Raw genomic sequence first — 13,609 nt, forward strand, 5'->3', positions numbered from 1 at the left:
CAGACGTGAGCACCCCCGAACTTCCCCTCGCCTCCGGAGGCGGCTGCGGCGACGGCTGCGCGTGCGGCGCCGACGACGGCCTCACGGGCGAGGAGTACCTGGAGTGCGGGCTCGACCCCGCGCTCGCCCAGCTCCTGGCCGACGCCGGCCTCGACCCCGTCGAGGTCGAGGACATCGCCAACGTCGCCATCCAGGAGGACCTCGACCACGGCGTGGACGTCACCACCGTCGCCACGATCCCCGAGGACGCCCGCGCCACCGCCGACTTCACCGCGCGCGAGGGCGGCGTCGTGGCGGGCCTCAGGGTCGCCGAGGCGGTCCTGTCGGTCGCCTGCTCCGACGAGTTCGAGGTCGAGCGGCACGTCGACGACGGCGACCGCGTGGAGGCCGGACAGAAGCTCCTCAGCGTCACCGGCGCCACCCGCGACCTCCTCACCGCCGAACGCAGCGCCCTGAACCTGCTGTGCCGCCTCTCCGGCATCGCGACCGCCACGCGCGCGTGGGCGGACGCCCTGGAGGGCACCAAGGCCAAGGTCCGCGACACCCGGAAGACGACGCCGGGGCTGCGCTCCCTGGAGAAGTTCGCCGTCCGCTGTGGCGGCGGCGTCAACCACCGCATGTCGCTGTCCGACGCGGCCCTGGTCAAGGACAACCACGTGGTCGCCGCCGGAGGAGTCGCGCAGGCGTTCAAGGCCGTCCGCGAGATGTTCCCCGAGGTGCCCATCGAGGTCGAGGTCGACACCCTCCACCAGCTCCGCGAGGTCGTCGACGCGGGTGCCGACCTGATCCTCCTGGACAACTTCACGCCCCTGGAGTGCGAGGAGGCCGTCGCCCTCGTCGCGGGCCGGGCACTGCTGGAGGCGTCCGGCCGGCTCACCCTCGAGGGCGCCAGGGCGTACGCGGACACCGGCGTCGACTTCCTGGCCGTCGGGGCCCTGACCCACTCGTCCCCGATCCTGGACATCGGCCTCGACCTGCGCGCGGCCGAGTAGGGACGGGGGACCGGTCATGCTGCTGACGATCGACGTGGGCAACACCCACACCGTCCTCGGACTGTTCGACGGCGAGGACATCGTCGAACACTGGCGCATCTCCACGGACTCGCGCCGCACCGCCGACGAGCTGGCGGTCCTCCTCCAGGGCCTCATGGGCATGCACCCGCTGCTAGGCGAGGAGCTCGGCGACGGCATCGACGGCATCGCGATCTGCGCGACGGTCCCCTCGGTGCTGCACGAACTGCGGGAGGTGACCCGGCGCTACTACGGGGACGTCCCGGCCGTCCTCGTCGAGCCGGGCGTGAAGACCGGCGTGCCGATCCTCACCGACAACCCCAAGGAGGTCGGCGCCGACCGCATCATCAACGCGGTCGCCGCGGTCGAGCTGTACGGCGGCCCCGCGATCGTCGTCGACTTCGGTACGGCGACGACGTTCGACGCGGTCAGCGCGCGCGGCGAGTACGTCGGCGGCGTCATCGCCCCCGGCATCGAGATCTCCGTCGACGCGCTCGGCGTCAAGGGCGCGCAGCTCCGCAAGATCGAGGTCGCCCGGCCCCGCAGCGTGATCGGCAAGAACACGGTCGAGGCGATGCAGGCGGGCATCGTCTACGGGTTCGCCGGGCAGGTCGACGGCGTGGTGAGCCGCATGGTCCGCGAGCTGGCGGACGACCCGGACGAGGTGACGGTGATCGCGACGGGTGGGTTGGCGCCGATGGTGCTGGGCGAGTCGTCGGTGATCGACGAGCACGAGCCGTGGTTGACGCTGATCGGGTTGCGGCTGGTGTACGAGCGGAACGTGTCGCGTCTCTGAGGGCGCGCCGGTCGCCTTCCAGCTCGGGGGTGCGCCCGCAGCCGCCGACGTCCGTACCCCCGGCCTGGAAGGCGGCCCCCGATCAAGATCCCCCCACGCGGGTGGTCCCCGGCGCCACGCACCCCCGCGCGAGCCTCTTTTGTCTGATTAGCGCGTATCGTCGCCGCATGCCCACGCCCCACGGAACCCGCGGCGGCATGGCGTTCGGCGCTGAGGAGCTGCGTGTGCTCCGTCGTGCCCTCGCCCTCGCCCTGAACCCCAGTCCCGCCTCGGCGGAGGACGTCCAGGACTGCCTCCGGCTGGCCGAGTCCGTCGACGAGGCGACCCGCGAGGACGCCCGCCTGAGGGCCTTCCTGCTGGCCGACCTCGCCCGCTACCGCGCCGCGCTCCCCGGCACGGTCACGGGCTACGCGGCTCTCCTGGAGGAGGCCCTGGACGCCGGGTACCGCCCCCACCCGGACGACCTCGCCGCGCTGCGCGCCCTGCGCGGCAACCCCACGGCGGCCGCCCTTCTGGAGCGCTGCCGCCCCCTCGCGGAGCGGGACGTGCGCGTCCGCTTCGCGGGGCGCGCGGCGCGGACGGTGGTCGTGCCGGCCTCCCGCTCCGGCGCCGGCGCCCCCGCGCGCGGCCGGCTCACCGCTCTGCCGGGCGGTCTGTCCGCGTGCGCGGCACACGCGCGTGCGGCCGGTGAGGAGCCCGCCGAGCAGCCCCCGAAGCCGGCCGGACCCGCCCGTCCCGCCCAGCCGGCCGACAAGCCGGGCCCCGTGCCCCGGCCCGACGCGCCGCCGCCGAGCCGGCGACCCGTCCCCACCCCGGGCGAGGTCTTCCCGCCCAAACGGAAGCCCGGCGCCCCGCCGGCCAACCCGCCCCAGCAGCTGGCCGCCGTCTAGCCCTGGCTACCCTGGACCCATGGACTACGTCTCCGCGCTCCTGCCCCCCTTCGTGATGGCCGCGCTGTTCATCGGTGTGATCAGGGTGATCGTGAAGACCCAGGGCGGCCCCAACAAGGCCAAGGAGGACGCGGCCGTCGACGCGGCGCTCGCCCGCGCGGACCGCGCCCGCCCCGCCTCCGACAGCGACCGCTGAGGCCCGGCGCCCGGCGCCTCGCACCCCCATCGGCGTACGACTCGTATGTTTTTCGAGTCGTACGCCCTTTTTGTTCCCCTTCTCCGGATATCGTGAGGAACTGTGCCTCGCCCATTGGGAGAACTCGAAGACGCGGTCATGACGCGGGTGTGGAAGTGGAACCGCCCGGTGACCGTTCGGGAAGTCCTGGAAGATCTCCAACAGGAACGGTCCATCGCGTACACCACGGTGATGACCGTTCTGGACAATCTCCATCAGAAGGGCTGGGTGCGCCGGGAGGCGGAAGGCCGGGCCTATCGATATGAGGCGGTCTCCACGCGCGCCGCCTACGCGGCCGCTCTCATGAACGAGGCATGGTCGCAGAGCGACAACCCCGCGGCCGCTCTCGTCGCCTTCTTCGGGATGATGAGCGAGGAACAGCGGCAGTCCCTCACCGACGCCGTACGCATCGTGCAAGGTCCCGAAGCCCTCACGCCGCCCGCCGCCCAAGCCGAAACCCCTGCTGAAACCGGCGCCGAATCCCCCGAATCGTCCGGTGAAACAAGGGGCACCCCCGGCCAATCCCCGGATCGCCCCGGGCGATAGCGTCCGCTCATGCCAGCAGAGAGTCCCGAAGTCACCGCTAAAGCCCTCACCGTCCGACGGGCTCGGACCAGCGATGTCCCGCACGTACGCCGGCTGCTCGACTCCTACGTCCAGCGCCGCATCCTCCTCGACAAAGCGACGGTGACGCTTTACGAGGACATCCAGGAGTTCTGGGTGGCGGAGCGGGGCACCGGCGCGGACGCGGAGGTCGTGGGCTGCGGGGCGCTGCACGTGATGTGGGAAGACCTCGCGGAAGTCCGCACTCTCGCGGTGAACCCGGAGGCGAAGGGACTCGGGGTCGGTCACCGGTTGCTGGAGAAGTTGCTGGAGACCGCTCGCTGGCTGGGTGTTCGCCGGGTTTTCTGTCTGACCTTCGAAGTCGAGTTCTTCGCGAAGCACGGCTTCGTGGAGATCGGCGAGACGCCCGTCGACACCGATGTCTACGCGGAGCTGCTGCGTTCCTATGACGAGGGTGTCGCGGAGTTCCTCGGTCTCGAACGGGTGAAACCGAACACCTTGGGCAACAGCCGGATGCTTCTGCATCTGTGATCGTCGGGCGATCGCCAAGGAACCCCGGGCTTCGAACGAGCCTCAAGCGCTATTCCGGTGAGGGCGCCTTGCCCGGGTTCCCTATGTCCGAAACGCGCATGTTTTCGGTCCGTCCCGGGCTCCCCGGTCTCTGCTCGTCCTCTCCCCGGTCTCTCCCAGGGGTTTGTGTTTTTCCTGGAAAAGCGGTTTGCTTTCCGACGTACTGCAGTACTGCATATAACAGGGGACGTGAAACAGCGGCGCACGCCGCAGGCCCCGGCCCCGCAGTTATCGATGAAAGGAAATCCGGTGGCACAGAAGGTTCAGGTCCTTCTTGTCGACGACCTCGACGGCGGCGAGGCGGACGAGACCGTGACGTTCGCGCTGGACGGCAAGACGTACGAGATCGACCTCACGACCGCCAACGCGGACAAGCTTCGCGGCCTTCTCGACCCCTACGTCAAGGGTGGTCGGCGTACCGGAGGCCGTGCTTCGGGGGGACGCGGCAAGACCCGCGCAGCCTCCGGCGGCAGCCAGGACACCGCGGCCATCCGCGCCTGGGCGAAGGAGAACGGCCACGAGGTCAACGACCGCGGTCGTGTCCCCGCCGCCATCCGCGAGGCCTACGAGAAGGCCAACGGCTGAGACTCGGACGGTCCGGTGCTCACGCGCCGCAGCCGGACGCGGTGGCAGTGCGTCGCCACCGTGTCCACCACCCGTACGAGGTCGGGGGTGCCCGCGGCGCCCCCCAGCGCCGACATCGTCGGCAGCGAGGCTTCGACCTCGCATCCCGGCTCGGGGGGCCGCAGCCATACGGCGGCCCCCTGTGAACCGCTGCCCCACGGCACTCCCACGCGCCCTCCGGCCGACCCCGTGGGCGCCGGAGCCTCGATGTGACCGCCCGTTCCCACGGCTGTGAGGTCCAGTTCGAGGCCGCCCCAGTCCAGCCACTCCAGCAGTCCCGGCACCTCTTCCGCGCCGCCCGCCGCGACCAGCAGCAGCATGCGCCCGCCGCGCAGCGCCACCGGCGAGCCCGGCCCGGGCAGCGGACCCAGATGCCGCAGCGCCGCGAACCCCGCCTCCGCCGGGACGTCGAGCACATCGAAGCGCAGCCCCGTAATGAGGTGTACGGGCGTCCCGGGCACGGTCGCCCAGCCGAGATCGTTCTCGTACCACTGCCGTACCGCGTCGCACGGGACGCCGCTCGGGTCGAGCGGTCGGCGGGGAAGGGGGACGATGGCCATGTCAGGAGCAACCGCGCGAAGGGGCCCGGAGTTACGCTGGGTGTCGGCGTGGATGCACAGGGTGCAAGGGAAGGGGGTGCTCAGCGGTGGGTGGCGGCGCAAGGATGTTCGCCCTTAGCGGAGGGAACCGGTGCACCCGGCATGGAGTGTCAGTCCCTACGGGTAAGACATCCCTAGTGGGAGGGGGCGACACGCAGGAAAGGGCGTCTCACGTTCGCCATCGGCGTACTGATGGTGGGGGTAACTGCCTGGCCTGCGGGAACATCGTCTCGCACCATCGGGTTGGAGCAGATGTCGGCGTTCGGGACCCAGGAGGCAGCAACTTCTGTCTCCGCGAGAGCGGAGGTGAACCGGACGGTGTCGGCAGTTGGAATGAGCGGTCCCCGCTTGCGGGACTAAGCTGCGGAAGGACAGAGAGGGGAGCGTCCCCTTACTGCCTGACCGCTCTGAGGAGCGATTAACGATGTTCGAGAGGTTCACCGACCGCGCGCGGCGGGTTGTCGTCCTGGCTCAGGAAGAAGCCCGGATGCTCAACCACAACTACATCGGCACCGAGCACATCCTCCTGGGCCTGATCCACGAGGGTGAGGGTGTCGCCGCTAAGGCCCTGGAGAGCCTCGGGATTTCGCTCGAGGCGGTCCGCCAGCAGGTGGAGGAGATCATCGGCCAGGGCCAGCAGGCCCCGTCCGGGCACATCCCCTTCACCCCCCGTGCCAAGAAGGTCCTGGAGCTGTCGCTCCGCGAGGCCCTTCAGCTGGGCCACAACTACATCGGCACGGAGCACATCCTGCTCGGCCTGATCCGTGAGGGCGAGGGTGTCGCCGCCCAGGTCCTGGTCAAGCTGGGCGCAGATCTCAACCGGGTGCGGCAGCAGGTCATCCAGCTGCTCTCCGGCTACCAGGGCAAGGAGACCGCCACCGCCGGCGGTCCCGCCGAGGGCACCCCCTCGACGTCCCTGGTCCTCGACCAGTTCGGCCGGAACCTCACCCAGGCCGCTCGTGAGTCCAAGCTCGACCCGGTCATCGGGCGCGAGAAGGAGATCGAGCGGGTCATGCAGGTGCTGTCCCGCCGTACCAAGAACAACCCGGTCCTGATCGGTGAGCCCGGCGTCGGCAAGACCGCCGTCGTCGAGGGCCTCGCCCAGGCCATCGTCAAGGGCGAGGTGCCCGAGACCCTCAAGGACAAGCACCTCTACACCCTGGACCTCGGCGCGCTGGTCGCCGGCTCCCGCTACCGCGGTGACTTCGAGGAGCGCCTGAAGAAGGTCCTCAAGGAGATCCGCACCCGCGGCGACATCATCCTGTTCATCGACGAGCTGCACACGCTGGTCGGTGCGGGTGCCGCCGAGGGCGCCATCGACGCCGCTTCGATCCTGAAGCCGATGCTGGCCCGCGGTGAGCTCCAGACCATCGGTGCCACCACGCTGGACGAGTACCGCAAGCACCTGGAGAAGGACGCGGCCCTGGAGCGTCGCTTCCAGCCCATCCAGGTCGCCGAGCCGTCCCTGCCGCACACGATCGAGATCCTCAAGGGTCTGCGTGACCGGTACGAGGCCCACCACCGCGTCTCCATCACCGACGAGGCCCTCGTCCAGGCCGCCACGCTGGCCGACCGGTACATCTCGGACCGCTTCCTGCCGGACAAGGCGATCGACCTGATCGACGAGGCCGGTTCCCGGATGCGCATCCGCCGGATGACCGCGCCGCCGGACCTGCGCGAGTTCGACGAGAAGATCGCCGGTGTCCGCCGCGACAAGGAGTCCGCGATCGACTCGCAGGACTTCGAGAAGGCCGCCTCCCTGCGCGACAAGGAGAAGCAGCTCCTCGCCGCCAAGGCCAAGCGGGAGAAGGAGTGGAAGGCCGGCGACATGGACGTCGTCGCCGAGGTCGACGGCGAGCTGATCGCCGAGGTCCTCGCCACGGCCACCGGCATCCCGGTCTTCAAGCTCACGGAGGAGGAGTCCTCCCGCCTGCTGCGCATGGAGGAGGAACTCCACAAGCGGGTCATCGGCCAGGACGACGCCGTCAAGGCGCTGTCGAAGGCGATCCGCCGTACGCGCGCCGGTCTGAAGGACCCGAAGCGTCCCGGTGGTTCGTTCATCTTCGCCGGCCCGTCCGGTGTCGGTAAGACCGAGCTGTCCAAGGCGCTCGCCGAGTTCCTCTTCGGCGACGAGGACGCGCTGATCTCCCTCGACATGTCGGAGTTCAGCGAGAAGCACACGGTGTCGCGTCTCTTCGGTTCGCCCCCCGGCTACGTGGGCTACGAGGAGGGCGGCCAGCTGACCGAGAAGGTCCGCCGCAAGCCGTTCTCCGTCGTCCTCTTCGACGAGGTCGAGAAGGCCCACCCGGACATCTTCAACTCGCTGCTGCAGATCCTGGAGGACGGTCGCCTGACCGACTCCCAGGGCCGGGTCGTGGACTTCAAGAACACGGTCATCATCATGACGACCAACCTCGGCACCCGGGACATCTCCAAGGGCTTCAACCTGGGCTTCGCGGCCTCGGGTGACACGAAGACCAACTACGAGCGCATGAAGAACAAGGTCTCGGACGAGCTGAAGCAGCACTTCCGGCCCGAGTTCCTCAACCGTGTGGACGACGTCGTCGTCTTCCCGCAGCTCACCCAGGCCGACATCCTGCGGATCGTCGACCTGATGATCGGCAAGGTGGACGAGCGCCTCAAGGACCGGGACATGGGCATCGAGCTCTCCCAGTCCGCGAAGGAACTGCTGTCCAAGAAGGGCTACGACCCCGTGCTGGGCGCCCGGCCGCTGCGCCGGACCATCCAGCGCGAGATCGAGGACACGCTCTCGGAGAAGATCCTCTTCGGCGAGCTGCGCCCCGGTCACATCGTGGTCGTGGACACCGAGGGCGAGGGCGACACCCAGACCTTCACCTTCCGCGGTGAGGAGAAGTCGGCACTGCCCGACGTCCCGCCGATCGAGCAGGCGGCCGGCGGCGCCGGTCCGAACCTGAGCAAGGACGCGTAGTCCGCCTCGGCGGATCAGAGCGAAAGGGGCTGCCCCGGGACTTCGGTCCCGGGGCAGCCCCTTTTTCCGTGGGAAGGCGGCGTGGGGGCCCTGGAAAGCACGGGAACTCGCGGCACGGGAACTCGCGGACGGGGAAAGTACGAGCCGCCTTTCCAGAGAAGTCGGGCAAGGCTCAGCGCCTTCCCTGAGCGCACTTGTCCGAGTCCGCGCATACCGGTGCGCTTGAGTGCGCTTCTGGGGAATCAACTCCGCGCGGAATTCGGTGAGTGGACGGCGTAGCCCGGGTCACATTCGGGAGGGGTGCGAGGCGCTGGCGCGGTGACATGCCGCATAGGGCCTGCGTCACGTACTAAAGGGAATAGTGGCCGGCCCACGAATGGGCAAAACGGACTTATCGTGCATGGTGGGGAACGGTGTGGGCTGACGTGCAGGGCTTTGGCGGTTTTGGGGCGATCGGGGAGTGAGAGGGGTGATTCGCCGTTCGTACGGCCTTGAGTCGTAGATAGGGCGTTTTGGGAGGCGGGGGAAGTGCGGGTACCAAGGGACGTGCCATTCGGCGGTCGCAGCTGAGCGCCGGGTGGTCTTCGTGTGCCTCCCGAGGCACCGGTCCCCGTCTCCGTCCCCCGTGAGGTCCCCATGTCGCAGCGCGTTCGCTCTCCCCGTTCCCGTATGTCCGTCCTTCGTGTCCGTGCGGCCGTCGTCGCCGCCGGAGTGGGAGTCTCGGGTGTGCTGGGCGCCGGGGTCGCGGCCGCGGCCGGCGGTGCTCAGAGCGCCGGCACCGTCCAGACCTCGGGTGTCGCCAAGGCCGCCGCGGCCAAGAAGGCGACCTCGTGGGTCACGCCCGTCAAGGGCTACAAGCTCAGCGCCCGCTACGCCCAGGCCGGCAACATGTGGAACTCCACGCACAGCGGCCAGGACTTCGCCGTCAAGAGCGGCACGGCGGTCTTCGCCGCGCACGGCGGCACCGTCGTGAAGGCCGGCGGCAACGGCGCCGGCGACGGCCCCGCGTACGGCAACGCCGTCGTCGTCAAGCACGGCAACGGCACGTTCTCGCAGTACGCGCACCTGTCCCGCGTTCAGGTGAAGGTCGGGCAGATCGTCAAGACCGGGCAGCGCATAGCCCTCTCCGGCAACACCGGTAACTCCAGCGGGCCGCACCTGCACTTCGAGATCCGTACGACCGCGAACTACGGTTCCGCCGTCGACCCCGTCGCCTTCCTGCGCGGCAAGGGCATCACGCTCTGACCGACGGTGTGACGCCTCACCCCTCAGGTGCCCGGCGTGCCCGTGTGTGCCTGGGTGACCAGATCGATGGCGACCTCCAGGACGGCCTTGCGCTTGTCCTCGGGGTCGCCTTCGACGTCCCGGAGCACGAACATCCCGGCGTGCATGGTGAACAGGGCGCTGATGCAGCGGACCTGGTCGGTCAGGGCGGCGTCCGGCTCCTTGATGGTGTCGATCAGGCGCAACATGCGGTCCTTGAACGACTCCCCGACGCTCAGCTCCCGCACGGTCGCCTGGTTCTCCTGCATGAAGCGGAACAGGGGCGCCACGTCGGCCAGGGCCTCGCTGTAGCGGCGCAGGATCTCCCGCTTGGTGTCGAGGGTGCGGGGCTGGTGGTCCGCCCACTCGATCAGTTCGTCGATCGGGCGCTGGAGGTCCTGGAAGAGGCTGACGAGGATGTCTTCCTTGGTCTTGAAGTGGTAGTAGAGCGCCGCCTTCGTCACCTCCAGGCGCTCGGCGATCTCCCGGAGCGAGGTCTTCTCGTACCCCTGCTCGGCGAAGAGTTCGAGGGCGACGTCCTGGATGCGCTGACGGGTCTCCCCGCGGCGATGCCGTTTCGGCGTCGTGCCGGCAGGTGTCGTGCCGTCGGGCGTGGTGCCGGCAGGCGTCTCGCCGTCGGCTGTCGTCTCGCTCATCCTGCTGCTCCTCGTCGCCACGGCCCTGGTGGTGGGTCAAGCCTCTGCCAAGCCCGCGAAACTTACTTGACGACCGGCTAGTTGCGGGCCTAGTTTCCCCTAGTGTAGTCAACTAGCCGGGCGGCAAGTAAGTACGGAAGCGGTCCGGGGGGATGGGAGGACCGTCATGAGCGCGGACACCGAGAAGGAAGCGACCAGAGCGGTCGCGGGGGCCGGGGGAGGCGCGGGCGCGGCGCCGGCGCGTGCCGCCGTCGTGGCCGACGAGGAGGGCCGTGACGCGGGCCGTGACGCCGCCCCCGGTGGGGCGGCCGGTGACGCGGCCGGGCCGCAGCCGCGCAGTGTGCGCGTCGTGCTGTTCGCCCTCATGATCGCGATGCTGCTCGCGATGCTCGACAACATGATCGTGGGCACCGCGATGCCGACGATCGTGGGGGACCTCGGCGGGCTCGAACACCTCTCGTGGGTGGTGACCGCCTATACGCTCGCGACCGCCGCCTCCACCCCCATCTGGGGCAAGCTCGGCGACCTCTACGGCCGCAAGAGCGTCTTCATGACCTCGATCGTGATCTTCCTGATCGGGTCCGCGCTCAGCGGCATGGCCCAGGACATGGGTCAGCTGATCGGCTTCCGCGCCCTCCAGGGGCTCGGCGCCGGCGGTCTCATGGTCGGGGTCATGGCGATCATCGGCGACCTGATCCCGCCCCGGGAGCGCGGCAAGTACCAGGGCATGATGGCCGGCGTCATGGCCCTCGCGATGATCGCGGGACCGCTGGTCGGCGGAACCATCACCGACCACTGGGGATGGCGCTGGTCCTTCTACATCAACCTGCCGCTCGGCGTGGTGGCGCTGGCCGCCGTCAGTGTCGTCCTGCATCTGCCGAAGCCGTCGCGTGAGGCACGGTCGGCGCGGAGCGTCGACTACCTGGGCGCGGCGCTGCTGACGATCGGCATCACGGCGATCGTGCTGGTCACGACGTGGGGCGGGACCGAGTACGCGTGGGGGTCGGCCGTCATCATGGAGCTGACCGCGATCGGTGTGGCCGCGCTCGTCGGGTTCCTGTTCGTGGAGACCAGGGCGGCCGAGCCGGTGATGCCGCCGCACATCTTCCGCAGCCGGAACTTCACCCTGATGTCCCTGATCGGGTTCATCACCGGGTTCGTCATGTTCGGCGCGGTGCTCTTCCTCCCGCTCTACCAGCAGTCCGTGCAGGGCGCGTCCGCGACCAACTCCGGGCTGTTGCTGCTGCCGATGCTGGGCGCGATGCTCGCGGTGTCGATGGTCGCCGGGCGCGTGACCACCGGCAGCGGGCGCTACAAGGTCTTCCCTCTCGTCGGCAGCGTCCTGATGATCCTGGGGCTCTTCCTGCTGGCGCAGATGGACACCGGCACGAGCCGGCTGACGTCCGGGGTGTTCATGGCGGTCCTCGGTGCCGGTATGGGATGCCTGATGCAGATCACCATGCTCGTGGCGCAGAACAGCGTCGAGATGAAGGACATGGGTGTCGCGTCCTCCACGACCACGCTGTCCCGGACGCTCGGGTCGTCCTTCGGTGTCGCGATCATGGGCGCGCTGTTCAACAGCCGGGTCCAGGACGTCATGGCCGAGCGGGCGGGGGCGCTGGGCTCCCAGGTGACCGAGCAGTCCGCGCAGCTCGACGCGGCGAGCCTGGCGAAGCTGCCGGTTCCGGCGCGGGAGGCGTACCAGTACGCGGTGGCCTCCGGCACGCACTCGGCGTTCCTGCTGGGGTCGGTGGTGGCCGTGCTCGCGCTGGTCGCCGCGGTGTTCGTCAAGGAGGTGCCGCTGCGGGGAGCCGGGGGGCCGCCGCCCGTGGCGGGGGAGTAGACGAAGCCGCGGGCACCGTCTCGTGAAGGGCAGGGGTTCGCGCCCCTGCCCTTCAGGCCGTCGGCTCCCCCGACATCGGCAGCATCGGATAGCTGCCCGTGTTGGTCGGGGCGTGTTCGGGGAGCCACAGGACGGCCACCGCGCCCTCCGCCGGGACGGAGTCCGGGGCGCCCGGCGGGCGGACGTTGCGGAAGGTGAGGCGGGCGCCGAGGACCCGGGCCTGACCGGCGGCGATGGTGAGGCCGAGGCCATGGCCCTGGCCGGCCCGGTCGGAGGCGCCGGTACGGAAGCGGCGCGGGCCGTCGGCCAGCAGCTCCTCGGGGAAGCCGGGACCGTGGTCGCGGACCCGGATGACCCGCCCCTCGACCGACACCTCGATCGGCGGCCTGCCGTGCTTCGCCGCGTTGGCCAGCAGATTCAGCAGCACCCGCTCCAGACGGCGGGGGTCCGTCGTCACCTCCGACTCGTGCACCACCTGCACCCGCACCCCCGCGTCCCGTGCCGCCACCCGCCGGCTCACGAACTCGCCGAGCATGATGTCCTGCAACTCCGCCCGCTCCGAGGCACCGTCGAGCCGCGCCACCTCCAGCACGTCCTCGACGAGCGTCCGCAACGCCTGGGCCCGGTCGCGGACCAGTTCCGTGGGGCGGCCCGGGGGAAGCAGCTCCGCCGCGGTGAGCAGACCCGTCACCGGGGTCCGCAGCTCATGGGCGATGTCCGCCGTCACCCGGCGCTCCGCCTCGATCCGCTGCCGCAGCGTGTCGGCCATGGCGTCCACCGCACGCGCCAGCTCGGCGGTCTCGTCCCGCGTGACCCCGCCGATCGCGTCCTGGACCCGTACGTCGGTCTCACCCTTGGCGACCTGGTTCGCGGCGGCCGCCGCCTTGCGCAGCCGGCGGGACATCCGCCCGCCGATGAGCACACCGAGGGCGGAGCCGCCGAAGACGACGGCGATGGAGCCGATGATCAGGGCCTGGTCGAGATCCCTCAGCACCGTGGAGCTGTGGTCCGTGTGCGTGTTCAGCGACAGCACCCGGTTGTCCTTCAACGGCACCGCCGCCCAGATGTCGGGCACCCCGTCGGGGCCCTCCGAGACGTACGTGGCCCGGCGGCCCTCCCTCACCTTGGCCAGCAGGTCCTCAGGGATGCCGGGGTCGTTGATCCGCACCCCGAACGCCCCCGACTTCAGCGGGCGCCCCGACTCGTACATGCGCTGGGCGACCTGGATGCGCTCGTCGGCCAGGTCCCGGGCGTTGTCCAGCATCGACACCCGCGCCGCGTTGTGCACGACCAGGCTCAGCGCGACCGCCACCAGCGCCCCGACGAACGCGATCGCGGCGCTGAGCTGCCAGCGCAGCCCGGTGCGCAGGCCCGGGACCGGGCCACCGGAGAGCGTGTCGGCGGCACCGGGATCCGTGCCGCTCGCCCCGAGGCCGCCCCCGGCGCCCACCCGGACACCGTGGCCCGCACCTCCCCGGATGCCCGCACCGCCCGGCCCGCGGCCGGCCGCACCCGCTCTCGGCCCGGCGGCGTCCGAACCGGCCCCGCCCGCGGCTCCCGTTCCCGGCCCCCGCCGTCCTCGTATCACCCTGATGGCCATACCGGCGGC

General features: G+C 70.3%; 13 protein-coding genes. 10 read left to right on the forward strand and 3 right to left on the reverse strand.

Annotated elements, in window-relative coordinates:
- The first annotated feature begins 5 nt into the window (after positions 1-5).
- The 7 genes from nadC (at position 6) to ACZ4Z2_RS30395 (ending at position 4,650) form a co-directional block, all read left to right on the forward strand.
- Positions 6-992, forward strand: coding sequence for a carboxylating nicotinate-nucleotide diphosphorylase (gene nadC, locus ACZ4Z2_RS30365; RefSeq protein ID WP_468080346.1), 987 nt, complete (start codon positions 6-8; stop codon positions 990-992).
- A gap of 16 nt (positions 993-1,008) precedes the next feature.
- A complete protein-coding gene (locus tag ACZ4Z2_RS30370) occupies positions 1,009-1,806 on the forward strand; it encodes a type III pantothenate kinase (RefSeq protein ID WP_468080347.1) in 798 nt (265 codons plus the stop codon).
- Positions 1,807-2,003: 197 nt separating this feature from the next.
- The gene (locus ACZ4Z2_RS30375) at positions 2,004-2,696 is read left to right on the forward strand and encodes a hypothetical protein (RefSeq protein ID WP_468080392.1); all 693 of its coding nucleotides are present in this window, start codon (positions 2,004-2,006) and stop codon (positions 2,694-2,696) included.
- A gap of 19 nt (positions 2,697-2,715) precedes the next feature.
- Positions 2,716-2,892, forward strand: a complete 177-nt coding sequence (locus ACZ4Z2_RS30380) for a hypothetical protein (protein WP_468080348.1) — start codon at positions 2,716-2,718, stop codon at positions 2,890-2,892.
- A 114-nt stretch (positions 2,893-3,006) separates the two neighbouring features.
- Positions 3,007-3,477, forward strand: coding sequence for a BlaI/MecI/CopY family transcriptional regulator (locus ACZ4Z2_RS30385; RefSeq protein ID WP_468080349.1), 471 nt, complete (start codon positions 3,007-3,009; stop codon positions 3,475-3,477).
- Positions 3,478-3,486: 9 nt separating this feature from the next.
- Positions 3,487-4,026, forward strand: coding sequence for an amino-acid N-acetyltransferase (locus ACZ4Z2_RS30390; protein WP_468080350.1), 540 nt, complete (start codon positions 3,487-3,489; stop codon positions 4,024-4,026).
- A gap of 288 nt (positions 4,027-4,314) precedes the next feature.
- Complete coding sequence (locus ACZ4Z2_RS30395; protein WP_468080352.1) at positions 4,315-4,650, forward strand: histone-like nucleoid-structuring protein Lsr2; 336 nt, start codon at positions 4,315-4,317, stop codon at positions 4,648-4,650.
- Here ACZ4Z2_RS30395 and ACZ4Z2_RS30400 read toward each other — a convergent pair.
- On the reverse strand, positions 4,629-5,249 hold the full coding sequence (locus tag ACZ4Z2_RS30400; protein WP_468080354.1) for an SCO3374 family protein: 621 nt from the start codon (positions 5,247-5,249) through the stop codon (positions 4,629-4,631). The genes ACZ4Z2_RS30395 and ACZ4Z2_RS30400 overlap by 22 nt on opposite strands.
- Before the next feature lie 463 nt (positions 5,250-5,712).
- On the opposite strand from ACZ4Z2_RS30400, the gene ACZ4Z2_RS30405 reads away from it, so the two are divergent.
- Both ACZ4Z2_RS30405 and ACZ4Z2_RS30410 read left to right on the forward strand, forming a co-directional pair.
- The gene (locus ACZ4Z2_RS30405; protein ID WP_055538661.1) at positions 5,713-8,238 is read left to right on the forward strand and encodes an ATP-dependent Clp protease ATP-binding subunit; all 2,526 of its coding nucleotides are present in this window, start codon (positions 5,713-5,715) and stop codon (positions 8,236-8,238) included.
- 636 nt (positions 8,239-8,874) lie between these two features.
- A complete protein-coding gene (locus ACZ4Z2_RS30410) occupies positions 8,875-9,483 on the forward strand; it encodes a M23 family metallopeptidase (RefSeq protein WP_468080355.1) in 609 nt (202 codons plus the stop codon).
- Positions 9,484-9,506: 23 nt separating this feature from the next.
- Here ACZ4Z2_RS30410 and ACZ4Z2_RS30415 read toward each other — a convergent pair whose 3' ends face one another.
- On the reverse strand, positions 9,507-10,157 hold the full coding sequence (locus ACZ4Z2_RS30415) for a TetR/AcrR family transcriptional regulator (protein ID WP_468080356.1): 651 nt from the start codon (positions 10,155-10,157) through the stop codon (positions 9,507-9,509).
- A 166-nt stretch (positions 10,158-10,323) separates the two neighbouring features.
- Here ACZ4Z2_RS30415 and ACZ4Z2_RS30420 point away from each other — a divergent pair, with 166 nt between their 5' ends.
- On the forward strand, positions 10,324-12,000 hold the full coding sequence (locus ACZ4Z2_RS30420) for an MDR family MFS transporter (RefSeq protein WP_468080357.1): 1,677 nt from the start codon (positions 10,324-10,326) through the stop codon (positions 11,998-12,000).
- 52 nt (positions 12,001-12,052) lie between these two features.
- Here the strand turns inward: ACZ4Z2_RS30420 and cseC are convergent, their stop codons facing one another.
- Positions 12,053-13,600: a two-component system sensor histidine kinase CseC gene (cseC, locus tag ACZ4Z2_RS30425; protein ID WP_468080359.1), complete on the reverse strand. Its 1,548-nt coding sequence runs from the start codon at positions 13,598-13,600 to the stop codon at positions 12,053-12,055.
- Positions 13,601-13,609: the final 9 nt, after the last annotated feature.

It is taken from the genome of Streptomyces sp. NPDC030183 (genome assembly GCF_055573455.1).

Bases quoted from the DNA above. Each gene is read 5' to 3' on its own strand.
- ACZ4Z2_RS30370 (WP_468080347.1), top strand. From the start codon at position 1,009: ATGCTGCTGACGATCGACGTGGGCAACACCCACACCGTCCTCGGACTG.
- ACZ4Z2_RS30375 (WP_468080392.1), top strand. From the start codon at position 2,004: ATGGCGTTCGGCGCTGAGGAGCTGCGTGTGCTCCGTCGTGCCCTCGCC.
- ACZ4Z2_RS30380 (WP_468080348.1), top strand. From the start codon at position 2,716: ATGGACTACGTCTCCGCGCTCCTGCCCCCCTTCGTGATGGCCGCGCTG.
- ACZ4Z2_RS30390 (WP_468080350.1), top strand. From the start codon at position 3,487: ATGCCAGCAGAGAGTCCCGAAGTCACCGCTAAAGCCCTCACCGTCCGA.
- ACZ4Z2_RS30400 (WP_468080354.1), bottom strand. From the start codon at position 5,249: ATGGCCATCGTCCCCCTTCCCCGCCGACCGCTCGACCCGAGCGGCGTC.
- ACZ4Z2_RS30405 (WP_055538661.1), top strand. From the start codon at position 5,713: ATGTTCGAGAGGTTCACCGACCGCGCGCGGCGGGTTGTCGTCCTGGCT.
- ACZ4Z2_RS30410 (WP_468080355.1), top strand. From the start codon at position 8,875: ATGTCGCAGCGCGTTCGCTCTCCCCGTTCCCGTATGTCCGTCCTTCGT.
- ACZ4Z2_RS30415 (WP_468080356.1), bottom strand. From the start codon at position 10,157: ATGAGCGAGACGACAGCCGACGGCGAGACGCCTGCCGGCACCACGCCC.
- ACZ4Z2_RS30420 (WP_468080357.1), top strand. From the start codon at position 10,324: ATGAGCGCGGACACCGAGAAGGAAGCGACCAGAGCGGTCGCGGGGGCC.
- cseC (WP_468080359.1), bottom strand. From the start codon at position 13,600: ATGGCCATCAGGGTGATACGAGGACGGCGGGGGCCGGGAACGGGAGCC.